Below are 21388 nucleotides of genomic sequence, written 5' to 3'. Positions count from 1 at the left end.
TGTTCTGACCTTGATGAAACCCGCAGTGACCGATTACGATCCGCTTGCTCCGATTCGGCGCTCGAAGAGAAACAGTATCAGCACAGTCACAGCGAAGGCGGCCGGCATGAACTTGAGTTGGGTGAGCGGATCTGGTGGAGTGAGCATTGTGCTCGCTACTGTTGTCACAATACCGCTGACTGCGAGGACCCCAGCGACCCGCTCACGACGCGTTTGTGGGGTGTCTCGTTCGTGCGAGCGTCGATAGAACTGGAGATAGTACACGCCAGTCGGAATGAAAACCATCGTGCCGAAGGCCCAGGACAGTGCCGATGAACTACCACGAGCAGTGGCATTAGCGTATATCCAATAACCGAGGGACACCCACACAACCGCGAACAGAGCGACCATGAGATAATATTCGAGATACACTGCCGGCGGCACGGTCATAACTGCTATTAAGTGTCGTCTTGCCATGAACTTTCTGTTGATCCATAGATTATCAGCAATAAAGTACACGATACTTGCGGAGGATATGCAGAGCAAATGAGTGATGACGATATTCTTCGCGTGATTCGTGAGTTCGAGTTCCCAGCAGTGACCGCTCGGTGGGTCGCAGATACGCTCGGTCTCGAGCAATCACCTGCTCATCGATGGCTTGATGATATTCTAATTTTAGATGGAATATTATTTCGGTACACTCTTGTGACGCCACTGTCTTCCAATGTGACGCATGGCACGCATCGTAGAACAACCACACCCACAGACCTGGATATACCGCCCTGTTAGTACCTCCCAACACCAATCCACTAGAAGGAAATATCGATGATTCTTGCATCGATTCTTCAGTGGATCATCAACCAATTTCCAGGTTCCGAGGGCCAATTTTTCCTCTCACTCATTGTTGGTATTGGGTTCATCCTTTGTGAGTGGGTACTTTGGAGACTCTCACGGGTTGCAAAGCGTGAGTATCCATTTCGCCTGGTAAATGTTGGCCTCCTCATCGCGAGTCTGATTCTCATTGGAGTCAGTGGTAGTCTCTACGTCGTCATCTGGGAACAGACACACCAAGCGAAAGAGAGTGTAAAAGCACTCGGTACAGTCAGAAGAACCGGATTTCAGATCGTGCTGACACTCGGTGTGTGTGCAGCAGCGTACGTGAGCGCTGGAATGGTCAATCGAGTTGTTGACCGGCTCTTACAACAGACCGAAGAGATCACACGCCACCAGGCAAAAGTCGTTTCTCGCTTGTCTATTATCAGTGTATATATCGTTGGTCTTTTCGCAATATTAAGTGTCTGGAAGGTAAACCTCCAAGGGCTATTTGTGGGTGCTGGATTGCTTGGTGCCGTGATTGGATTAGCAGCGAATGAGACACTTGGATCGTTGCTTGCAGGCTTTCAGCTCATGTTCTCCAGACCGTTTGAGATTGGTGACTGGGTACAAATCGATGAGCATGAAGGGATCGTGACTGACATCACGATTTTCACGACTCGTATCGAGACGTTCGAAGGAAAATACGTCATGCTTCCAAACGACGTTGTCAGTAGTAGTACAATCATCAATATCGGGCGCAAAGGACGACTTCGACTCGGGGTTGAGGTTGGGGTAGACTATGAAACCGATCCCGGTCATGCGATGGCTGTTGCTAAAGAAGCAATGAAAGGTATCGACGAGATTTTGGCGGTGCCGAGTCCAGACGTTGTTCTAAAGCAATTTGGGGATTCTTCAGTCCTTCTTGAACTTCGGTTCTGGATCGAGAAACCGAGTAGCCGCAAGAAATGGCGAGCAGTGACTACCGTGGTTCGCGCAGTCAAACTCGCCTATGATCGTGAGGGAATCAAAATTCCATATCCACAGCAAGAGGTGTCGGCGCGAGAGGAAGCCGGTGGGTTTCGAATTGTTGATGGAGAATTGTCAGTTACGATTCCCGAGCAAGATTAAGCGATACGATCGATAGGCAGCAACTCTCCTCAATTTGATTGGACAAGGTCCTCCATCTGTTGGAAATTGGATACTGAAAAGATACACTGAATTGTGCTCTACAGTTCGAGCAGGATGAATGGCTCGATGCCTGCACCCGAGTGTTTCATCCACATGTCGTTCTGGCTGTTTGATTATCCTCGAAGATGGCAGTCTGCATGGCACATCGATAGGTGATGCCGTCCCCATCAGGAACACGAATCGGCTTACCGACCCCGAGTGGGTCAATTACGAGTTGTGTATGCACCGCAATGGTGGAACGTTCGCCGTTCCGGATGTGTGATCGGAACCAGTCATCGACTTTGTCATTGTTCATTGTGATTGGGATGACAACGTCTCGGGTTTCCCCTGGGAGTAGAAGCTTCTGTCTGGTCGAATTCGCTGAAGCGACACCACCTCCCGAGTGAAACATCGTCACACTGTTAACGTCAGCTTTCATTCTGAGTCCAGTTGGTTCGACGACGATGGGAACCGTCTTGCTCGGGTTGTGAATTCGAAACCGAACTAAGACGGTCGTCCGGTTCTGATTCACGCTCCCCCACGTTGTTGTTGCGTCTTGCACCTCTGCGCCAACGATCACATTTCGATGAGTGGGGCCAGCGTTAACCCGTCGAGTACGGATGTACTTCCCTTCGGTTCGCTCGATGGCGTGTGAAAGTGAATCGAGAATCGGCGTTTGGTGTGCAAACTGGGTGTGACTTTTTGATGCTTGGTACGACCAGTCTTTGACCGGCGTGGTGATGCGAATGTTTCCGTGAGCCGTCGCATGGACTGTTTCATTTGCCTTGATAAAATTCACCCACCAGTGGGTTAGTCGGTCATTCTGTATGTCTGTTGTCTGTGTTTGTGTCGTATTTCCGCGTGGGAGGTCAACCTTTTCTCGAGCTCCTCTGGCCACAGTGACTCCGTTGAGAGAAAGTGAATAGCGGACGTGCAGTGCGTTGCCAGTTGTAAAATCGACGGGATATGGGTTGGTTGTCCAGAACGTGGTAACGACCTCAGTCTGGTGATTCGTGACGCTACCCCAATCTCCAAAGTCTTGAACGCCAGCAGATGGTTTCGGAACTGCTCCACTTGTGACTGCTAAAAATCCACTCCCAGCGAGAATGAACATCACAACGACACCACCAATGATGAGGTTTCGTACCCGTATCATGTGAGTTTGATTCGTTTTGAATCGATCGTCGGCGGTAATGATCGATACTAATACAGAAGGGTGAGTTCCAAAGAGCATGATTCCATTGGCCAAAATTCAGAAATTTTTATATCTTATCGATTATAGAATAATTAGAATATTTTTCGAGGCGAATTAGCTCTCATATCCCAGTACTTGAGGATAATATACTACTTTGAGATTGGTATCGGACTAATTTCGAAATACTCCTCCATCTCCGAGAACGTCACTTGGCGTGCCATGGATAAAAAGGGCTGAAGCGGTGGTTAGTTCGGCAGGTCTTTTTGTCCCGTTCGCACGCACGGCTAGCATGGGAAGTTACCGAGACTGTCTCCGAATTAGTGAACATACAGCCGAGTTGTTCGGCAATATCACGATCTGGCTTGGTCGTTAACAGTAGCGACACAGTTATTGAACTACGTGAGTAATACAAATGTATGGCCGAAGCAGATACAGGAACGGAAAACATCAATATCCGAATCACGCCGGAACTGCTCGAGGCGATCGACGACGTCTGGCGTGAGCGCGGCTATAACAGTCGGTCAGAGTTTATCCGACAAGCAATCCGTGATTCGGTATACGAATCTGAGCTCTCTAAAAGTACGCTCGAAGCATTGCTCGAGAGTACAGAGCAAGTTCGACGTGGTGAGGTCGTTTCTAGCGATGATGTTCGTGAGGAGTTCTTGAATGGCGAGCGGGAGTGACTGGGATTATCAGCTTACTGAGCGCGCTCGTGATGATCTTCGTTCACTCGACGCTGAAACAGCCGAGCGTGTCGTGAGTAAGCTCGAAGAAGTCGTTAATTCTCCGTTTCGGTCCCCACCGGATTGGTTAGAGCCACTTGAAGGAACGCACTATAAAAAGCTCCGTGTCGGCGACTATCGCGCGCTGTTACTCGTGATAACTGCTGATAACATGCTTGAAGTACATCACGTCGCACACCGAAGCTCGGTCTATGACCGTCGTTTGTAAGATCACACTCTGTGAGTGTTAGCTGGTTAACTACTTCTGATAATATCACTTGACGTTATGTGGGTAAAAACAGCTGGATCGGTGGTTAGTTCGGCAGTTCTGTCCGTCCCGTTCGCACGCATGGCCAACACGGGAAGTCCCCGAAACCGTCGCAGTCACAGTCTTCTGGTTCGGTATCGTTGTCGTCCTCGGAGGGGAATGCGTCGAGTGTGCCGTCGTCGGTTGCGTGTTCGACGGCGGCCATGTGCTTGCAGAAAGCAGTCCGGTGGACATAGTGCGGGCAGGTACACGCAATCGCGTCGCCCGTCATGTCGTCCAGCGTGACGACGTATTGGTGGTCAGCGGGGTTCTCGTGGCTCTCGTTGGTGACGTCGATGAGTCCGGGGGCTTCGACGTCGAAGGCGAATTGTTCGGTCTGTGCGTGTTTCTGTGTCGTCGCAGTAGGGATCACGGGCTGCAGAGGGCCGGAGAATGCTATCTTAGACAATGCATAGTTCGTTATGCAAATTTCCGGATCAAGTGTTTGTCTATCCGCTTAAGTCGTCCACACTCTGTTTATACGAGTCGGTCGTAGTTGGACACAGTATGGGGAGTGAAGATTCGCCAATTGATCAGGAAGAGAAGACAGAGGAACCCGAGCAGATTCAGGCGTTCTATAACTGGGGGGATACAGCACCGAGCGCAGCTGTCATCGATACCGTTGCCTTCGCAGCCCATCGTGAGCTATCTGATCTTCCGTTATTGTACGAAGTAGTCGAACCGGAAGCACTTGATAAGCTGATCACCTCCTCGAATGCAATGCGGGCCTCTCAAGATTCACAACTCTCAATTTCGTTCGCGTATGCAAACTGTGCCGTGACGATAAAATGTGATGGCGAAGTTTGTATCCGGTCACCAACTCATTCGGAAAAACAGTCGGGATGATGGGCTCGATCTCCTCGCTTCACCCTTTGATGAGTCCTATCTAAACAGAGGAGCTCCTAGACCGATTTGCAGGGAGTGGCACATACTGTCAGAACATGAATACGGGTCTATAACTTCCTGTTTTAGCTTTGTATTGACTAGATTTTCCAGAATTCACTCAGTGGATGAATTCCCCATCCTTACAACCGTTGACGATATCTCCATATGTAAGAACTGATGAGAGGTACTCGACGGCGATTTGTTAAAATGAGTAGTGTAACAGGAATTGGTCTCCTTACAGGTTGCAGTGCGCCGGGAACACAAACTAACACGGAAAATGTGGCACCTGTTGATATTAGAGGTGCTCTCTATCTACCAACACGGGATTTTAATTTCTACCAGATGTGGGAAAATTATTCGCCCAAAATAATCGAGCGTGATCTCGGTTATGCAGCACAGTTAAATTTGAATGCGATTCGAACCTGGGTGAATTATGAATTTTGGCTTGAAAACCCACGAGCTCATAGAAAAGCGATAAACCATTTTCTCACAACTGCCGCCGACAAAAACATCGACGTTTTGTTCAGTCTGTTCGAAAACGTCGGTACAACGCCAAGCCATGAAAATTTAATAGATAGTGACCCTCAAACTGCAACGCCAGTACGATCACCTTCACTAACGGTCGTTCAAAATAAGAAACAGTGGACGAAACCGTGAGGATTTGTTCGATGGTTCATGGACCGATATCGTAACGATGACCGGTTGCTCGCTATCGAAGTGATGAATGAACCTGGATGGCGCAACGACGTGAAGAGATTTGCAAAGGCTATGTTTCAAACGCTTCTGCAGAATCGCGGTGCTGTTCCATTAACCGTAGGCGCGACTAGTCTAATTAACAGTGTAGACTATCTCGATTGGGGAAGTGATATACTACAGTTCCATTACAATTATCCATCTAGTAAGAAGATATTCAGAGATTTATTGCAAGATTATCGTAAAATATCAGAACAAGTTGAGCAACCAATCTGGTTAACAGAGTGGCAAAAAGTAGCCTCATTTGGATGGAATAGTTCAAGTCAAGCGGTAGAAGATTGGTATCCAGACTATTCATCGATAGCGCCACTTCTGCAAAAATACAGCGTTGGCAATTTCTTTTGGTCACTCATGCTCAAGCCAGCGTATACAATCCCAATGCGTCGAAAGAGTGTTCTTAATGGCCTTTTTTACGAAGATGGTGCTGTGTGGAGTCTGGAAGATGCACGAAGCATCAAAGGTATGTCTGGCGATCATTCCTTTTCGGGTGTGGAACGAAAACAATGGCCGCAATGGATCAGCGCAATAAAGCATCCACAAAGCTAAATCTCTATTCTAATAAGGCTGATTTTACAATAAATCTACTTCATTATTTGAATATGAATTCTCGTCTACTTCCAGCTGTTCAATACCATCATCAACTCTTATTCCAACGGTGTTATTTTGGATTGTATTCCATTTGATCTGTGCTCGAGTGACATTCTCAACTGAGATCCCAAAAACGTTTGATGAGGCCTGGACATTGTGTACAATAGCTGTCGTTGCCTGCCGAAATTCAACCCCGTTATGCCAATCAGTGAGAGATAAGTTCTGGATTTTAACACCTCCAGTAGCCTTCGACGTAATTACTTGAACTCCTGTGGTATGACTATTTCCACGCCCGCTTATTGTATGTCCGTTACCATCTAAAACCACATTTCCTGATCGGATTTTTATACAAGATTTGGAAATACCAGTTCCACCTCCGTTTGTGATATTACTTCTCAGTTCGTAGTGCCCAGGTTTATTGATTGATGTGCAATTGTTGATTGTTCTTTTGTTTTCAACGTTTGATATTTGGTATGCACTTTGAGCGCCGAGACATCCTGAGAAGGAGATTGTGAAGATCAAAAGAACTGACAGCAGTTTTCTGTTTGTGTGCACAAGGGAACCAATGAGTTCATCCCCAATAGATGTTTATTGAGCAATCCTCCATAAGCCAGATTCACGTATCGTCAAGAGATTAAACGGGAATATTCGAAAGCGATGACGATATTCTTCGAGTGATTCGTGAGTCCGAGTTTCCGGCAGTGACTTCTCGGTAGGTCGTAGATACGGATGCAATGGAACGGCGGCCAGTGCATCAGCGGCTCGAGGAGTTGCATGAACGAGGTGAGTTAGAACGCGGGAAATTGAGTCCGCGGGTGGTTATCTGGTGGATTCCAGAAGAATAGGTGCAATAGGTATCTTAGTTAGCGGTTGTCGGGTTTTCACGTCTGTTATACGTGATTAATCGAAGGCAAGAGAATAGCAGCGTTTTCGTGCATCGGCAAATGAGAAGCGTGAGCCGACGAGATCGTGTTCTTTGAGTCGAGTGAGCGCATAGCGAACCGTGCGTGGTGGGAGCAAGGTTTTGTCGGTGAGTTCAGCCTGCGTGAGCGTGTCGTCATTATATTCGAGTACTTTCGCAACCAGTTTTGCACTTGGTGGTAGCTCGGCCAGCACATCAGTCGGCGGTTTTGTTTGTAGATCGTCTGTGTCTTCTGGAGCTTGTACATGTTGTTGCATTAGACGACAAATGTGGCTAGCAACTCAAGACACCGTTGATATGGCAGAGACGTCTGTCGGGTTGGAACTGGTCTCCTACAGATATCGTTTCAGTGGTGTGAAGGGGAATGCAAGGGATGGGATTCGAACCCATGGACGCCTACACGAGCGGGTCTTAAGCCCACCGCCGTTGGCCTGGCTTGGCAACCCTCGCTCATCGGGTGATTCCGTCGTTCGGAATGTGAGAGGATTGGGTAAATGGCAGCCATACTCCCGCTAATATACGTGCAGGAGCTTTGACCTCATGGCCGATTGAACGGGTTGTTCATCACTAGATAGCGTGAGTTCTGTGCGTAGCAACGAGCACAAACAGGATTGGCGCCAAAAGAGGCGATGAGTCGCTACAAATCGCGCGCTTGGACGGTTTTGCGATCGTTTTCTTCGGCTCGGCGAGCAGCGTCCTCGAGAATTGATGCGACTTCCTCATCGAGTGCATCGTAGAAGTCACTCGCCACATTCTGTCCTTCGAGCTGTTCTTTCACTGCGGATTGGACAATCAAATCAGCCATACAAGCGCTCAGACGGTATAATACTACAAAAGAATCATGGCGGAATAGTTGAGAAAACTATCAATTCGGATCTCTGATGACAAAATCCTCCGGGTTATTCGTGCGTCCGAGTTTCGAGCAGAACCGCTCAGAGGGTCGCTGATATGCTTGGAACTGGGCGGCCGTCGGCGCATCGATGGCAGGCGGAGGACGGACCGGTTCGAGTATATCAGTCGTTTCAGTGACGACAGTCCGACTCTTGGGCAGAATACGCATTTTGCGTCAATACAAACCTTTTTTCGTTCTACATTATAATTCATATATGGGGAGTAGACAGCGCCATGGATGCTTCCCAGACGTAGCAGCGGATAGCATCATCCACGCTACCCGCTTTTCATAGACGGTTACGGGGCCCAGTCGTTGTATGAGCGGATATTTTTGGAAGTAACCATTCACACGGTTAGGAAACGGATTTCATCTAATTATCCCGAGCAGAACCAGCTTGCTGTGTGTTCTCGTGAACTGCTTGAAGCGGCACTGTACCTCCAAGGCGAGTACCTGCATTCCCAATAGCTGAATTACCGGTATCACCACGAGAAAATCGAGGAGTTCGAGTCATCTGAGTGATCGCTGGATTATTTCCTGGAAGATAGTGCGAGGACCGATCAAGACAAGGATATCTGTTCAAGAAGCAGTTATCTTCGAATATTCGCAGAATAACTATTGCCGTCCATTGGCTATCAGATTGTGCCGGGAAAAACGTTGATGGGGGGGAATTGTATCATATGCCCGGCACAGTTAGTGAGGTAGTGGTCTCGGGGGAACTACCTCACGAACCGTTCAGATTTCACGGATCCGGAGAGATCCATAGTCAGATATAATCACGTGAGTCGGAAATATATAACAGCTACACGATACTAATTGTATTATTCACGCGCGCTTGCATGGAGGGCACAACCAGTCAGGATCGGCTTCAAGAGGTTCGAGTCCTGGTTGCCATACGCAGCGGCTATCACAACCGTTCATTCCATACGCTCTGTTCACTCACCGGGAGTCTCCCTGGCTCCCATTCCCTGCTCTGCAGATTGAGAACAGCTATCGTTCTTTGACTAGACGTTGAGAAGATAGAAAGCGTGAGTTTGTTCGGTAGATCCCTCTGTCCCGTTTGCATACAGGACCAGCACGAGAAGCCACCGAGGCCGTCACTGTCTCATTCATTAGTTTATTCACCCCTCATAGATACCCCGATTTTGCACGACAGAATGGATCTGAACGTATACTAGTAGTTAGTACCACTGAGCACCGAATATTGTCGGTGTCTTGTTTATACAGTTTACTACGAACTATGCTTCCGTACCCACCATGAATGATGACACATCGCTGGACAACGAGAATGGTGAACTAGTGACCTCTGACATCCATTCTACGGAATTTGATCCCAGTACCGATAGCGCTAGCGAGGAGCTCATCAAAACTGTCGCAACACTCAACGACGTAGACCCCACCGAGCTACCACTTCTTGCGGATTTTATTGATCCTGAAGCGCTTGATGCACTATTTAGTCCACGAGACGATGGCACACCGCGTGGAGTCGGCGGCCAAGTGGAATTCACTATGACACGTATCACGTTACGGTCGACAGCCGAGGGATGATCAACCTCTATCCGCACAAATCAGCGGGGAACAACTGAATTCAGCGGTGTAAGTGAGTTGCTTCTCTAACGAGTGAATCGAGAGTGAGCGCGACAAGCAGGGACGATTTGCGGAGAGAATAAAGTACTCTTGCCTCCATATATAGTTTGGGTCAATTAGTATGGTGAGATTCAATCAAACTAACAAGACGTCGTCAGAGTGGAAATACGCACTCATTGGCGGACTCATATCTATTCCACTGACCGTCGGATACAATTGGTTCTTTGAACCAGAGATCTATTCACTCATAATGGCGACTATTGGGGGAGTGATTGCAGGCTATCTGGCGAAACGCAACGCACTGAGGATCTATCGTACGGGTATCGGTGCTGGAGCTCTTGGTGCTATTCCAGCACTGGTGATGGCGTTCAGTCCTCTCTCTGACATCGCCACCAAATGGCTTGGTTCCGGTGCAATCGTCTTTACGGTGGTCGTCGTCCCATTAGTTGTACTGGCTATCTTAGCTATCGGAGCCGTATTGGGTTTCATCGGAGCCGCAATCGGTGGTTGGTTAGCTACGAAATTTGGCAATCGAAACACAGTACACCCCGCAACGTAGTGCGGCTTATGGATCAATTGCCACCTTAGCTGTCCGCTACCTATTCGAGAGTGAAATTGTGTAAAAGCCAAATTTACGCCGAAGTTGATCCGCTACTACGTGAATTTGTTTATAATATGAGGTGCCCTGTTAGCTCGTTGCATCTTCGATGAGCGTATACAATCCATAGGCAAACTGTTTGAGCCCATAGAACGCACAAACAATCCAGACGATCAGTGCTGGACTCGCAGCGATCACCGGATCAAATATGGTCCCAAGTGCCGATGCAACGATACTACCAATCGAAAGGAGGACTAAGCCAACAAGACCGTTGATTGCGGCATCGGTTGCAGCCGTGTGTCGACATAATCTCACATCGTATTATAGGGTAGAAAGTAACAAGAATCGGTTACACTACGTTAATCAGCTAAGCGGTGTCGTTCGTTACGACGTTTGCTTTCGTCGAATTTGAACGAGTTGACCAATATCCAGGAAATACACTGAATACAGCCCACCAAGCACCAGAATCCCCCAATAGCTGAGTAACCGATACAAGAGAACAACCCCGCCAGCGGTTCCCGCATCCAAGCTAGTCAGCGCAATAATCATCCCACCGAGCATAACTTCAACACCACCAAGACCACCTGGAAGTGGAATGACTCGTGCAACCCCACTCGCAGGAATCAGAAAGAGCGGGAGTAGTATCGAGATATGCCTATCAAGTGCAAGGAAACTCGCATAGAGGGGAAGGCAGAAACAGATCCACCCGATGACTGACCATCCGAGTGCGAGTCCGATTTGCCGGCGGTTCTCCAGCACGAGGTTGATTTCGGTCGAATACGAGCGCACTCGTAAGTGAAGATATTCGCGAATGAATCGGGTGCGGGCCTTTACTGGACGGAGACGAAGGTGGAGACGCTGTGTCCGATTTCCACTCAGTGCACGCAGCACTGAGAGCAGCCGGATACCCACTACCATTATCCGACGTAAAAGCAGGTGCTTGTATCGATACAGCGTGGTCGTGGCGGCCAGAAATCCACCTGTGAGGAGGATCGCGATGTGGAGCGAGGGAATGGGGATAAATGCCAGAACAGACTGACCTCGAAAGGCGAGGAAACCCAATCCGATAAGACCGAGACTGAGCGATGCAGTGAGGTTCAATACCTCTATTACGAGTGCCGCCCCCAGCGTTTGGTCCCGATCTGTGCTCATTTCGGACGAGACGATGTGGGCGAGCAGAAACGGACTGCTTGCGCGGCCGATCGGAATGATTTGTTTGGCGAAGAAGCTTGCGAGGTATGCACCTCGAAACCGCCACCCCCCAATAGGGGTTTCCGAACGGTCGAGAAGACAGCGAACAGCTTCACTCCAGCAAAAAAGCGCGACTAAGGTGATGGAGAAGCCGAGGACGATAAACACTGGATTAGCGCTTGCGAGTTCGCGACTGACCTGGCTTCCGCCGACAAAATAGCAGAGAATCACAAGTCCAAAGACGACGACCAGAAATCGAAGTATTCGTCGATTCATTTTATACCAAGATAGAATTCCGTTAGTAACAGGACGGATTGAACCTACATAAATGTGTGGACAATGGAGAGTTCACTGAAAAAGTACAAAATGAAGAAGATGGAGCGGCGGCCAGTGCATCAGCGGCTCGAGGAGTTGCATGAACGCGGTGAGTTAGAACGAGGGAAATTGATTCCGCGGGTGGTTATCTGGTGGATCCCGGAAGAATAGTTGGCGCGCTATGGCTTTTTCACATCTGTCCACGTATCTACAGCATATTATGCCCTCCACGATTTCATGGTCCATCCGCGTCCAAAATTCTCGGCTACTCCGATTCTGTGTATATACTGCGATTAGCGTGCTCGGAGGTATGTTCCTCCTTGCTGTCTGTGGCAGTATGTTCTTTCTTATCGTTGAAATCTGGCAAGGCAACTTCTCTGCTGTTGTCCTTGCCCTCTTGCTCGCATTAATTGGGGGACCAGTTTCGCTGCTCTATCTTCTGCCAATGCTCAGGGACGCAGATCAGCGGCCATCTCCAACCCAATTCATTCCATTCGGAGTTCCCCTTCGTATGCTCCCAATTTTGTCGCTCTGTGGGGCACTGCTTCTATTTGGTTCAATCCAAGTATCGCCTCTTGGCCCTCTTGTCGTCTTTGGCGTTGGTATCTTTATCCTCCTTCCAGTTGCATCCGCAGTGCAGAGTGATGGAGAAATCGACACAGAAGAAAACACACTCACCTACTATAATCAAACAGTGGATCTTGATACGCTCGCTCGTGTACGACGACTGCGTGTCGGTGCACTTTCGATTCTGTGGCTTTCGTATGTCTCTGGTACTGCAACCACCCTTACTCCCCGATTAGTGGTTTTCCCTACCGACATCGAGCGACGAACGAGAGAAACGTTTGAAGCGGGAGTTTCCCAACCAATTGAGGATGAACATTATGGGTCCCCTCGTGCTGTCTCGATTGCTCTTGGGCTATTTGGAGTTCTCTTTCTGAGCATCGGAGGGATTGTGTTTCTGATTGATCAGATTCCGTCCGGTGTCGACGTCTATTTCGGTGTTTTCCTCGGACTATTCGGGATGATCTTTCTCTGGGCAGCGGTAACGACTTGACGACCGTCACAGTCCCCGTAAACTGATTATTATCACATGTCCTCCAATGAAGAGCCGATCAGATGGACGAATCCAGAGTATGTCGCAGCGGGTGTTGACGTTCTTACTGTGAGCGCATTTGTGTTTTACAGTGCTCACTCGGTCAGGCTCAACAGTTGATGAAATCGTTTTCGTTGGTCTCGTCATCACGTTCCCTGCGACTCTCGCCTACGAACTTGCTCGTCGCGTTCAGTGACCGATACGCGCTATGTACCTCGTAGAGCATCACTGAACTCCCGAGCAGCTGTCAGTGGAGTTGCGAAATTCAGAGGGTGTATTCAGCACATCGATACCGATAATTGTCGGACGAATCTTTGGGCCTATTCGGAGGATTTCGACGCGACGGCACGCAACGAGAAGTCCGATTCGCGGATGAACGAGATATCTTCGAATCCGCTGGATTCCAAGTAGGCTTCCAGTTCGGAGGGGCTGTGAGCTCTCAGGTGCATGGTCTCATCCGTGACTGCTGTCTCCCCAGTTTCCTGGTCGGTAATCGTGTACTCGGCGGTAAATCCCCAGCGGCCTGCTTCGAAATCCGTGACGAATCCTTCTGTAGTGCGGGTGACGCTGTAGTCCGGGGACGAAAAGGTCTCCTCGGCCATGTGTCCGTCTTTGAGGCCACGGACGTCGAAGGTGTTGAACACGATGACGCCGCCAGGCTGAAGATGAGCGTAGCAGTTTCGAAGGAGTTCACTCCCCTCTTCGTCCGTTCGTGCGTGAGGGAAAACACGGCCGAGCATCACGATCGCATCGAAGTCCGTCCCAAGGTCGACGGTCTTCATATCGGCAGCGATTACCTCTGCGGCTGGCGCTGCCTCTCTGGCGAACGCCACCATCTCTTCGTTCAGATCGACGCCAACGACGTGGTCGTATTCGTCATCGAGTAATGCAAGGAGCTGGCCGGTTCCACAACCGACTTCCAGAATCGAGGTGGTGTCGTCGGGTACGGTGTTCTCGACGATAGAGAATTGCTCCTCGTAGTCGAAGTGGCGGTCGTAGATGAACTTGTACAACGGGGCGAGCGACGAATACAGGTGGTGGTCATCATTCTCGGGAATCGCCGCAATCACATCATCCAGCGAGCGGGTCATACTATCTGCGTTGAATAGGCTCGTAAAGTATCTTTGGAGGATCTACCGTATCCGTCGCCAGAAGAATTCACAGAGGCAATCTCTATTCAGCACGACTCCTGAAGCCTATCAGCGCCCGTGGGTTCCAACAAGACTGAATTCGTCTTTGGTCTCGTAGGTCTCGAATGCGAGGACACAATCGACATCGCTCTTTCGTGTGACTTCCTTTTCTGTTCACAAAACGTCCCGTGAGCCACGCACTGCAAAGGCGATCCTCGTTGACTTCAAGTGCATCTCGGATCTGTGGCCACGTTGGCTTGCGTTCGTTATTGGCCATTGCAGTGAAGTATCGGTAATGAGCTACTGTGATACCGGTACCAAGTCGCGATGTCGGAACCAGACATCGATTTTCTCGCTACCGGTTTCGATGCGGTAGCTATAGGAATCCAGTTCGCGCCCGGTTTCGTCTCCGAGAGTGTCCTGCAGGAGTCTGTGATGGTGCCTTCTTTCCCGTGGTGTTCGCTATCGGGATCAGTCTCTGAGACGGAGACCTGTCCGTCGTCGCCCGGTTGGTAGGGGTCGCTCGCTGGCTGGGGCTCGTCCTCCATCGATACTCAGGAGGAGATTGGAATGACGCTGACGAGAAACAAATGAACTTGGTGGGTTATATATTCACCAGCCGCCGTCAAACTCGGCAGTCAGACCACACAGCTCGGAGAATTTCGTCAGATACCGTTTCTTGCTCTTCTGATTCAACGCGACATAGAGATAGTAATCATCCGATAGATCCTTTTTTTGGCGCATTGGCTCTCCGGTGGGATGAGTCGGCTCGGTACTGAGGATCGCATTTTTCGAGCCAGGAACATAGGGAAACGACTCTAACTGGTCGATGAGATCGTACTCTTGGATCAGGAGATCAACCGTCTCTGCCATCACATCGGATTGATTTTCATCAGAGCATGACCACACGCGATCCCCGTTTGCAGAAAGATGGACGACAAACTCCGTATCGACTGTAGAAGACGTATCAGATGCGGCTTCATCCGAAGTGGTCACAATCTCGCCCCCGTTTTCAACGACCAGAAGATCTGCTTCATCACCGTTTGCGAGCGTGTGAATCAGCGAATCAATGTACTCCTTTGACTTTGGTTCGATTTCCTGCGCGAGCGACTCGTCAATTTCTGCAACTACGAGCTGTGTCACTCGTTCGGAGAGGCTTTCTTTTTGCTGTTGGAGTGTTTCAACGGCGTGCTGTCGTGCTTCAATACGATGAGCAATCGTGTCTGCTTCGCCTGTCTTGACGAGCTCCTTTGAGAGGAGTTCTAAGACGTGCCAATTGTCTTCGAGTTCAGCAATTGAGAACTGTGCTAATGAGACCTCATCAGGACGAGAGCTGTTTTTCCGTCGACGAAATACCTCAAACTGGCTGCCGGTGGTGAGGAGTCCCCAATCCACCCCTTTTTGTCGCATGTAGCTCGTCAATTGACTTCGATCGGCGTCAGTGAGTGTACTATCGCATCCTTTCGCTTCGATGAGGTTGAACTAAACGAGATGACTGATACCAACCGGTATGCACGTCAGTTGCAGTCTGTATAGAGGGAAACAAACGATGACGATATTTTTCGAGTAATTCGTGAGTCCGAGTTTCCGACAGTGACTGCTCGATGGGCCGCAGATACGGTTGAGATGGAACGGCGGCCAGTGCATCAGTAACTCGAAGAGTTTCATAACCAAGGTAGATTATAACGAGGGAAATATTTTAAATAGTTATAATGATTGTTAGAACTATGGGTCTATTTAGCAGTTTAGGATCGATCTTTGATTCAGGAGATGTGGGCGATTCCTACGGATTTGACCATTATACCGAATCGACAGAAACGATAAAAAAATTAAAGCGAGAGAAAAAGCATGAGGAAGCACTTGAACTCTTAGAATGGTGTATGGATCAAACGGAGGCCGAGGATAATCACACAGGAGGTGTCATTCCAGGGTACTACAAGCATGCTGCAATTATTTATCGTAAAGAGAAACGATATCAGGATGAAGTCAAGGTTCTCGAACGGTTCGAAAAACAGAATCATGCGAGAGGCGTTATGCCAAAGAAACTGATAAAGCGTCTCGAGCGAGCTCGGGAGTTGAATCAAAAACAAGACTGGAATTATAGATAATTTGGATTGGATTATTTTTCTACCTGAACCCATCGGTAGAATATTATAAATAGTTCGCCAAATTTGTTCTCTCCAAAATTGGGTCTCAAAATGACACCAACATTATTCCACTATTTCATCTACTGTACTCAATGCGCCTTCGATATCCAGCTGTATAGAAGCGTAATTGGCGTTTAGAAGCTCTTCAGTTAGATATCGGTCGTGCTTGTCAATAATCTTGTTTTCCACGTTTGATGCTAGTTGGGTCGGTTCAGGAGGTTCTAAATCTGCTATTTTCTGAAATTCCTCGAACAGTTCCTCCGGTCCACAGTTTCGGACTTCTAATGTCATTCCACTTGTTGTTACCTGATGACCTCGTTGCGAGAGGAGTACATACATTGTATTCAGAATCCGATCACTCGTCCAAAGGAAAAGCACAGTCTTGTCTCCCTGTGGGACAATATTTCGGTTCTGGAGATCAAACCTGTTAAAGTGAATCCTTCCTTCCTCAAGCAGATCAGTACCCTCCGAATCAAGGTATTTAGGAATATTCGTGTTAGTATATGTAGAATACATCTTCTCACGAATGCGAGTATGAATAGGTGGACCTCCTCCGCCAAAATGAGGAACTCGACCTCCAGGAGACCGTCTCAAAAACGCAACTTGCTTGGCCTTGTCAACGGACTCAATTTCCCAGCGTTGTCCACCGAAAATCAGTAGATTGCCTTCTAACAGTGGCCGGGTAATTGGAAGTGTTCCAATCGTTTTCTCATTTGCGACAAGGCGATATTCATCCGGGCTCCAGAAGGCCGCATAGAAGTCATAGTGCCCGGTAACTTTCTCTCCGCCCAGTCCCATAATGAGATCACCATCACCTGCTTGATTGATGAGATTTTCTTTCGCAAGAGCGCGCAAGAGGGATTTGAATCGTGGGATTGAGATATTACCAAATGGTCCAGTTTGACATAAAATACGATAGGCGGCGTCCGCCTGAATCCCACCATGCTCGGCGATAAGGGAGAGAAGCTGTTGAATCATCGTTGAGAGTTCGAGCGCATCGAGATTCGGTGGTTCGTACCAATTCTCAAGCAGTAAGTCAACCATCGCAACCGTCTGAACGAGTTGTGGACGCAGCATATCCTGAAGGGACGTCGAATCACCAATTTCGGGTTCCTGAATATATGCCCGTAAGACAGCAGGATCGCCCTTTCTACCTGACCGACCTAGTCGTTGCCGGATACTAGATACGGATGGCGGTGAGCCAATTTGAGCAATACTGTCCATCCACCCGATATCGATTCCTAATTCAAGCGTGCTCGTGCAAACAACCGTTGCATACGATTTCGTATTTTTTAGAGCTCGCTCGCTATCTTCTCGAATCTCCTTCGAGAGACTCCCGTGATGTGCATAGAACTCGTTCGGGACATTGTTCTCATCTGAGATCCGCTTCAAGAGGTCAGTATAGAGCTCAACATTGCCTCGGCTATTTGCGAAGATGAGGTTGTTTTGACCTCGAAGGGTTGTGAAAATCTGTTCCGCAATGTCGACGACTGTCCCTGAGGCTTCTTCGTCCTCAGTTTCACTGTTCCGCTCCTTATATCCCTTCACTAGGAATTGGATCGCCTGTCGATCGCCGCCGGGCTCAATAATTTCGACTTCATTTCCCGCATTTGGACGGAGAAACTCAGCGGTCATGTCGTGATCACCAATCGTGGCAGAAAGAGCAACACGCGGTATCCACTCTCCGTTTGCCTTCTCTATGCGGTGGAGAAGAGATTGTAGCTGTTTCCCTCGAGGCGTTCCGATGAACGCATGCACTTCGTCAATAACGACGTACGAGACATTCTGCAGGGCGTGGTGAAACTTCGATGGCTGGCGGAGAAACAGAGCCTCAACTGACTCAGGTGTGATGAGAAGAACGCCATCTGGATTCTCCAGGGCTTTGCGTTTCTTGCTTGACGATACGTCCCCATGCCATCGATGTACTGGTAGATTGCAAGCCTCACCAAGATTCTCAAACCGCTCGAATTGGTCATTGATGAGTGCTTTCAATGGAGAGATGTACACTACTTCGAAGCCCGAGCTCGGGCTTTGAGATGAGTCTCGATCGGCTATGATCTTCGAAAGGATGGGGAGAAAGGCTGCTTCGGTTTTTCCTGACGCTGTAGGCGCCGACAGAATAACGTCCGAATCCGCTTCTAAAACTAGTGGGATAGCTTGTTCTTGGATCGGACGAAGCGTACGCCATTCTTGTTGCCAAACCCATCGTTGGATATCCTTATGGAGAAGCTCAAAGGATTCCGTCTGTTGAGGGGTGGCTTCATCGTCATTAGAGTTCGAAGTTGGCAAGATCATCCCCCTCGTCCTCCTCAGTTGACTCAGTTTCTTCGTTCTGAGCAGTTTGAGGACCTTCTGGTTTGATGCTGATATCCCCAATCAGCTCCTTCCAAGAAACATTGGGATTCTGTTCAAGGATAGAGAGAAAGCTGAGGAACTCTTTGATCGTGTTTCGAGGTGTCTGGAAATACGCGGCTCCAATCTGTTCGTTACAGTGTCGCATGAACGCTTCCAGAGCTTCGTCTGGGACTGCGTAGTTGTCGGGATCTCCACCAGCGTGGATGTGCCGAAGCTTTTGGAGAAGCACATACATATCCTCCTGTGTTAAATTGGTTAAACGGATAACTGGACCACTCATATCTATAAGCTCATCTGAGGCGAACGTACTCTCAGACAGCCTGGTTTGCAACGCTTCATAGCTGTACAGCCCTCGCTTTGAATCAGTGAGGAAATCTGGCGTTCCACCAAAGAGGAACCCTAAGCCGACTGTTTGACCCTGCAACCCGTCATTCACGATGGAGAGAAGTTTTTCATAGTTGCTTCTGCGGGCTTGTGCATGCGAAATTTTGTAGAGGTTCACCATCTCGTCGAGATTAATTAATAGCCCTTCATAGCCCGCTAAGTTGACGAACCGGGCCATGAGTTTCGTCATCTCGTACCAGTTTGAGTCGTCAATGATCGGGATGTGTTTATCGAGTTCCTTTCGGGCTTCTGTTTTCGTGTCGTACTCTCCACGCAACCATCGTAAGGTTGCGTGTTGAAGCTCGTCATTATCGTCCTGATACCCCTCCCAGTACAGTGCAATGACGTCCGTGAACGCATATCCCGCAACAAGCTCCGAAAGGTCAGCAAGGCGGTCTCGAATAACTTCCTCTGTGGAGATATCTCGACTGTTGGCTTCACGGTTAGCCTCGGCGATAAATCGCTCGACAATACTACGAAGAGCCCCTCCATCAGATATTGCACGAGTTGATAGGTTTCGGGCGAGTTGTTGATACAGTGCACGCCCATGGCCGGAGGTGGAACGGAAGCGTCTATCGGGTGTAAGATCCGCGTGGGCAGTGACAAGCCGTTTCTCGAGGGCAATCGATCGGTGCGAACGCGTTCGCGTTCGTGCTGACCGTGACGTTCGCGGCCTCGACGGCATTCATGACGTCGGTGGGGTATCAGACGAATCTCCTTGTTTACGGCCCCGGTGGCTATTAGTTCTCGGACTTTCTGCGGCTTGGGGCGCCGTTACAGTTGCTCTTGTCGGTCGTCACCGTCCTCGGAATCGCGTTCTTCTGGGGTGTCCGTGTCTGATCCATGTACTGTCGCTCACCCCCGAAAGATGACACAAGATACTGTGACAGTTGTGTATCGCAGGGCTATTGCAGAGAGTGCTTCATGGATGAGTGAATCGCCTCACTCGTTTTCGAAGTGCGGATCCGTCATTTTCACCGTATAGACGCGTTCTCTAGGGATGTACGTGTACTCATCGTCGCCGTGATGAATCTGCCAGTGATCCTCTCGATAGTTCAGTTTCTCATCGTCGATCTCTTCTGAAACAGTGTCATCCGCGCCTTGATAGACAATCGTCGCCATGAAATACAGTAGGCGGGCCGCGTCCATAACGTGGCGGGTCAATCACCTCACGACAACGCCGTGGACTGCGACGATGATCATCCAAAGATTCGCCAGTATCGTCCCAGACACAGTTGACCCCGGGTGTTATCACCTCTCGAACCCACTATGGTGTATGGCAACGAATAGCAAATCAGCTTCTGAACCGACCCTGTACGTCTGTCGCGACTGTGGGGACGGTATCAACGACCCTGAAGACACAATCAGATGTCCGCAGTGTGGAGGGCGATTGGTGAACAGTAGCGTTCCACACGACGACTAAGAAACGAAAATTCATCTCTCATCGAGCTTCCTAGAAAGTGACCATACTTCTGAACACGAGCGGAAGTTTTCTCGCTCAGTTCAGGGTCACCGTCACTATGCCCACCGACCAGAGGCGTCGTACGAACGTTCATTGACCTGGCCGTCGTCCTAGGAGCATGGCCGAATTTCCAGATGGACGACATCTTGTCCTCCGGGCACGTTCCCAGTTGGAGCCGTGGACGAAACATGCTCGGGTCGAGGCGTACACTGAATTGTTCGAAGGCGACGATCCGATCCTCTCCCCCGAAGAGGTGCAACTCCTCGATGCGCTCGATTCCGAACTGGAGCGACAAGGAGGCGATGGTGTCTGGGGGACCGATCAGTACGGAATCCATACGGCTGGAACCTCGAGCTCGAATACCTCACTCGGAGTGGTCTGTGTGTATCATCCCCAGATCACGAGAGACTCCGTTCTTCGTGGGGCCGACGATCTCGACGACGAGATCGAAGAGCGACTCAATGCAGCACTCTGGAGATACAGCGAGCGCGTTGCGACACTCATCGAAAAGAAACTCGACGAATTCGTCCGTCAAACCCAGAGTTAGGCCTCCGACTCAGGTTCAGCCTCGCATTGACAGTGGTGGGGTCTGCACGACAGCCCCATCTTTTCACGAGTCGACAGAGGGAAGACGACTGGTCGAACGGTGCTCGTGGACTACTCGGTCACCGGCCGTACACCGTATATGCGTCGAACCAACCATGCACAGTTTGCTTGAGCGCGTCGGTCGTACTCCTGTGATTTATCAGCTGGTAGCCGTCCACCGCTTTCTCGTTGACGTCATCCACCCTGAATCCGAGACCGCCGACGGGAACACCTGCTTCGACAGCACTCAGCCGAACTTTTCCCACGACATCCGGTACTGCAAGATAGTCAATTTTACCAAGGAATCCCAGAGAA

24 protein-coding genes, 1 tRNA gene and 2 pseudogenes are annotated in these 21388 nt (G+C 49.4%); 12 read left to right on the top strand and 15 right to left on the bottom strand.

Features of this window, described 5'->3' with window-relative positions; all coding sequences use genetic code 11:
* Window positions 1–33 precede the first annotated feature (33 nt).
* Window positions 34–618: a hypothetical protein gene (locus AC1XDK_RS26410; protein ID WP_483353000.1), complete on the bottom strand. Its 585-nt coding sequence runs from the start codon at window positions 616–618 to the stop codon at window positions 34–36.
* 186 nt (window positions 619–804) lie between these two features.
* Between AC1XDK_RS26410 and AC1XDK_RS26405 the strand changes: the two genes are divergently transcribed.
* On the top strand, window positions 805–1923 hold the full coding sequence (locus tag AC1XDK_RS26405) for a mechanosensitive ion channel family protein (RefSeq protein WP_483352999.1): 1119 nt from the start codon (window positions 805–807) through the stop codon (window positions 1921–1923).
* Window positions 1924–2068: 145 nt separating this feature from the next.
* On the opposite strand, the gene AC1XDK_RS26400 is transcribed toward AC1XDK_RS26405, so the two are convergent.
* Window positions 2069–3196: an LEA type 2 family protein gene (locus AC1XDK_RS26400; RefSeq protein ID WP_483352998.1), complete on the bottom strand. Its 1128-nt coding sequence runs from the start codon at window positions 3194–3196 to the stop codon at window positions 2069–2071.
* A gap of 377 nt (window positions 3197–3573) precedes the next feature.
* On the opposite strand from AC1XDK_RS26400, the gene AC1XDK_RS26395 reads away from it, so the two are divergent.
* On the top strand, window positions 3574–3840 hold the full coding sequence (locus AC1XDK_RS26395) for a ribbon-helix-helix domain-containing protein (protein WP_483352997.1): 267 nt from the start codon (window positions 3574–3576) through the stop codon (window positions 3838–3840).
* A complete protein-coding gene (locus AC1XDK_RS26390) occupies window positions 3824–4108 on the top strand; it encodes a type II toxin-antitoxin system RelE family toxin (protein WP_483352996.1) in 285 nt (94 codons plus the stop codon). The genes AC1XDK_RS26395 and AC1XDK_RS26390 overlap by 17 nt, the downstream gene beginning before the upstream one ends.
* Before the next feature lie 85 nt (window positions 4109–4193).
* On the opposite strand, the gene AC1XDK_RS26385 is transcribed toward AC1XDK_RS26390, so the two are convergent.
* Entirely contained in the window at window positions 4194–4559 is a 366-nt protein-coding gene (locus AC1XDK_RS26385; RefSeq protein WP_483352995.1) for an SWIM zinc finger family protein, read from the bottom strand.
* A 134-nt stretch (window positions 4560–4693) separates the two neighbouring features.
* Between AC1XDK_RS26385 and AC1XDK_RS26380 the strand changes: the two genes are divergently transcribed.
* From AC1XDK_RS26380 to AC1XDK_RS26370, 3 genes are all read left to right on the top strand, one after another.
* Window positions 4694–5032 carry a HalOD1 output domain-containing protein gene (locus AC1XDK_RS26380; protein WP_231188379.1) on the top strand — a complete coding sequence of 113 codons (339 nt, stop codon included), beginning with the start codon at window positions 4694–4696 and terminating at the stop codon, window positions 5030–5032.
* Between the two features lie 246 nt (window positions 5033–5278).
* Window positions 5279–5728, top strand: coding sequence for a hypothetical protein (locus AC1XDK_RS26375; RefSeq protein ID WP_483352994.1), 450 nt, complete (start codon window positions 5279–5281; stop codon window positions 5726–5728).
* Window positions 5729–5746: 18 nt separating this feature from the next.
* Window positions 5747–6370 carry a glycoside hydrolase family 5 protein gene (locus AC1XDK_RS26370; protein ID WP_483352993.1) on the top strand — a complete coding sequence of 208 codons (624 nt, stop codon included), beginning with the start codon at window positions 5747–5749 and terminating at the stop codon, window positions 6368–6370.
* Between the two features lie 24 nt (window positions 6371–6394).
* Here AC1XDK_RS26370 and AC1XDK_RS26365 read toward each other — a convergent pair whose 3' ends face one another.
* From AC1XDK_RS26365 to AC1XDK_RS26350, 4 genes are all read right to left on the bottom strand, one after another.
* Complete coding sequence (locus AC1XDK_RS26365; protein WP_483352992.1) at window positions 6395–6967, bottom strand: hypothetical protein; 573 nt, start codon at window positions 6965–6967, stop codon at window positions 6395–6397.
* 345 nt (window positions 6968–7312) lie between these two features.
* Entirely contained in the window at window positions 7313–7591 is a 279-nt protein-coding gene (locus AC1XDK_RS26360; protein WP_483352991.1) for an ArsR family transcriptional regulator, read from the bottom strand.
* A gap of 108 nt (window positions 7592–7699) precedes the next feature.
* Window positions 7700–7784 (bottom strand) — tRNA-Leu (locus AC1XDK_RS26355).
* A gap of 187 nt (window positions 7785–7971) precedes the next feature.
* Window positions 7972–8139: a DUF1931 domain-containing protein gene (locus AC1XDK_RS26350; protein WP_483352990.1), complete on the bottom strand. Its 168-nt coding sequence runs from the start codon at window positions 8137–8139 to the stop codon at window positions 7972–7974.
* 1341 nt (window positions 8140–9480) lie between these two features.
* On the opposite strand from AC1XDK_RS26350, the gene AC1XDK_RS26345 reads away from it, so the two are divergent.
* Both AC1XDK_RS26345 and AC1XDK_RS26340 read left to right on the top strand, forming a co-directional pair.
* Window positions 9481–9771: a HalOD1 output domain-containing protein gene (locus AC1XDK_RS26345; protein WP_483352989.1), complete on the top strand. Its 291-nt coding sequence runs from the start codon at window positions 9481–9483 to the stop codon at window positions 9769–9771.
* Between the two features lie 160 nt (window positions 9772–9931).
* Window positions 9932–10369, top strand: a complete 438-nt coding sequence (locus tag AC1XDK_RS26340) for a DUF5518 domain-containing protein (protein WP_483352988.1) — start codon at window positions 9932–9934, stop codon at window positions 10367–10369.
* Between the two features lie 423 nt (window positions 10370–10792).
* Here the strand turns inward: AC1XDK_RS26340 and AC1XDK_RS26335 are convergent, their stop codons facing one another.
* Window positions 10793–11875 (bottom strand): lysylphosphatidylglycerol synthase transmembrane domain-containing protein, encoded by a 1083-nt coding sequence (locus AC1XDK_RS26335; RefSeq protein ID WP_483352987.1) that lies wholly within the window; start codon window positions 11873–11875, stop codon window positions 10793–10795.
* Between the two features lie 376 nt (window positions 11876–12251).
* On the opposite strand from AC1XDK_RS26335, the gene AC1XDK_RS26330 reads away from it, so the two are divergent.
* A complete protein-coding gene (locus AC1XDK_RS26330) occupies window positions 12252–12971 on the top strand; it encodes a hypothetical protein (RefSeq protein WP_483352986.1) in 720 nt (239 codons plus the stop codon).
* Window positions 12972–13330: 359 nt separating this feature from the next.
* Here AC1XDK_RS26330 and AC1XDK_RS26325 read toward each other — a convergent pair whose 3' ends face one another.
* The 3 genes and pseudogenes from AC1XDK_RS26325 to AC1XDK_RS26315 all read right to left on the bottom strand — a co-directional run bounded on the left by AC1XDK_RS26325 (window position 13331) and on the right by AC1XDK_RS26315 (window position 15550).
* Window positions 13331–14101, bottom strand: a complete 771-nt coding sequence (locus AC1XDK_RS26325) for a class I SAM-dependent DNA methyltransferase (protein ID WP_483352985.1) — start codon at window positions 14099–14101, stop codon at window positions 13331–13333.
* A gap of 339 nt (window positions 14102–14440) precedes the next feature.
* Window positions 14441–14688: pseudogene (locus AC1XDK_RS26320) on the bottom strand (DUF8139 family protein).
* 64 nt (window positions 14689–14752) lie between these two features.
* A complete protein-coding gene (locus AC1XDK_RS26315; protein WP_483352984.1) occupies window positions 14753–15550 on the bottom strand; it encodes a hypothetical protein in 798 nt (265 codons plus the stop codon).
* A gap of 317 nt (window positions 15551–15867) precedes the next feature.
* On the opposite strand from AC1XDK_RS26315, the gene AC1XDK_RS26310 reads away from it, so the two are divergent.
* The gene (locus AC1XDK_RS26310) at window positions 15868–16248 is read left to right on the top strand and encodes a hypothetical protein (protein WP_483352983.1); all 381 of its coding nucleotides are present in this window, start codon (window positions 15868–15870) and stop codon (window positions 16246–16248) included.
* A gap of 102 nt (window positions 16249–16350) precedes the next feature.
* On the opposite strand, the gene AC1XDK_RS26305 is transcribed toward AC1XDK_RS26310, so the two are convergent.
* Entirely contained in the window at window positions 16351–18582 is a 2232-nt protein-coding gene (locus AC1XDK_RS26305) for a DEAD/DEAH box helicase (protein WP_483352982.1), read from the bottom strand.
* On the bottom strand, window positions 18557–19711 hold the full coding sequence (locus tag AC1XDK_RS26300; RefSeq protein WP_483352981.1) for an ATP-binding protein: 1155 nt from the start codon (window positions 19709–19711) through the stop codon (window positions 18557–18559). Before AC1XDK_RS26300 ends, AC1XDK_RS26305 begins: the two co-directional genes overlap by 26 nt.
* On the opposite strand from AC1XDK_RS26300, the pseudogene AC1XDK_RS26295 reads away from it, so the two are divergent.
* Window positions 19633–19866: pseudogene (locus tag AC1XDK_RS26295) on the top strand (anion permease); the annotation flags it as partial. The gene AC1XDK_RS26300 and the pseudogene AC1XDK_RS26295 sit on opposite strands and share 79 nt — an antisense overlap.
* A gap of 102 nt (window positions 19867–19968) precedes the next feature.
* Here AC1XDK_RS26295 and AC1XDK_RS26290 read toward each other — a convergent pair.
* On the bottom strand, window positions 19969–20148 hold the full coding sequence (locus tag AC1XDK_RS26290) for a hypothetical protein (RefSeq protein WP_483352980.1): 180 nt from the start codon (window positions 20146–20148) through the stop codon (window positions 19969–19971).
* 458 nt (window positions 20149–20606) lie between these two features.
* Between AC1XDK_RS26290 and AC1XDK_RS26285 the strand changes: the two genes are divergently transcribed.
* Window positions 20607–21035, top strand: coding sequence for a DUF7539 family protein (locus AC1XDK_RS26285; protein ID WP_483352979.1), 429 nt, complete (start codon window positions 20607–20609; stop codon window positions 21033–21035).
* 118 nt (window positions 21036–21153) lie between these two features.
* On the opposite strand, the gene AC1XDK_RS26280 is transcribed toward AC1XDK_RS26285, so the two are convergent.
* Window positions 21154–21339 (bottom strand): hypothetical protein, encoded by a 186-nt coding sequence (locus tag AC1XDK_RS26280; RefSeq protein ID WP_483352978.1) that lies wholly within the window; start codon window positions 21337–21339, stop codon window positions 21154–21156.
* Between the last annotated feature and the right edge of the window lie 49 nt (window positions 21340–21388).

It is taken from the genome of Haladaptatus sp. HS23 (assembly GCF_056892285.1).
The sequence above is the reverse complement of the archived record's forward strand: the minus strand, read 5'-3'. Positions and strand labels throughout refer to the sequence as shown.

Coding starts and splice junctions, on each gene's coding strand:
- AC1XDK_RS26325 (WP_483352985.1), bottom strand. CDS start 14,101: ATGACCCGCTCGCTGGATGATGTGATTGCGGCGATTCCCGAGAATGAT.
- AC1XDK_RS26395 (WP_483352997.1), top strand. CDS start 3,574: ATGGCCGAAGCAGATACAGGAACGGAAAACATCAATATCCGAATCACG.
- AC1XDK_RS26305 (WP_483352982.1), bottom strand. CDS start 18,582: ATGATCTTGCCAACTTCGAACTCTAATGACGATGAAGCCACCCCTCAA.
- AC1XDK_RS26370 (WP_483352993.1), top strand. CDS start 5,747: ATGGACCGATATCGTAACGATGACCGGTTGCTCGCTATCGAAGTGATG.
- AC1XDK_RS26400 (WP_483352998.1), bottom strand. CDS start 3,196: ATGCTCTTTGGAACTCACCCTTCTGTATTAGTATCGATCATTACCGCC.
- AC1XDK_RS26360 (WP_483352991.1), bottom strand. CDS start 7,591: ATGCAACAACATGTACAAGCTCCAGAAGACACAGACGATCTACAAACA.
- AC1XDK_RS26310 (WP_483352983.1), top strand. CDS start 15,868: ATGGGTCTATTTAGCAGTTTAGGATCGATCTTTGATTCAGGAGATGTG.
- AC1XDK_RS26330 (WP_483352986.1), top strand. CDS start 12,252: ATGTTCTTTCTTATCGTTGAAATCTGGCAAGGCAACTTCTCTGCTGTT.
- AC1XDK_RS26375 (WP_483352994.1), top strand. CDS start 5,279: ATGAGTAGTGTAACAGGAATTGGTCTCCTTACAGGTTGCAGTGCGCCG.
- AC1XDK_RS26350 (WP_483352990.1), bottom strand. CDS start 8,139: ATGGCTGATTTGATTGTCCAATCCGCAGTGAAAGAACAGCTCGAAGGA.
- AC1XDK_RS26300 (WP_483352981.1), bottom strand. CDS start 19,711: ATGCCGTCGAGGCCGCGAACGTCACGGTCAGCACGAACGCGAACGCGT.
- AC1XDK_RS26405 (WP_483352999.1), top strand. CDS start 805: ATGATTCTTGCATCGATTCTTCAGTGGATCATCAACCAATTTCCAGGT.
- AC1XDK_RS26315 (WP_483352984.1), bottom strand. CDS start 15,550: ATGCGACAAAAAGGGGTGGATTGGGGACTCCTCACCACCGGCAGCCAG.
- AC1XDK_RS26380 (WP_231188379.1), top strand. CDS start 4,694: ATGGGGAGTGAAGATTCGCCAATTGATCAGGAAGAGAAGACAGAGGAA.
- AC1XDK_RS26290 (WP_483352980.1), bottom strand. CDS start 20,148: ATGGCGACGATTGTCTATCAAGGCGCGGATGACACTGTTTCAGAAGAG.
- AC1XDK_RS26335 (WP_483352987.1), bottom strand. CDS start 11,875: ATGAATCGACGAATACTTCGATTTCTGGTCGTCGTCTTTGGACTTGTG.
- AC1XDK_RS26345 (WP_483352989.1), top strand. CDS start 9,481: ATGAATGATGACACATCGCTGGACAACGAGAATGGTGAACTAGTGACC.
- AC1XDK_RS26285 (WP_483352979.1), top strand. CDS start 20,607: ATGGCCGAATTTCCAGATGGACGACATCTTGTCCTCCGGGCACGTTCC.
- AC1XDK_RS26340 (WP_483352988.1), top strand. CDS start 9,932: ATGGTGAGATTCAATCAAACTAACAAGACGTCGTCAGAGTGGAAATAC.
- AC1XDK_RS26390 (WP_483352996.1), top strand. CDS start 3,824: ATGGCGAGCGGGAGTGACTGGGATTATCAGCTTACTGAGCGCGCTCGT.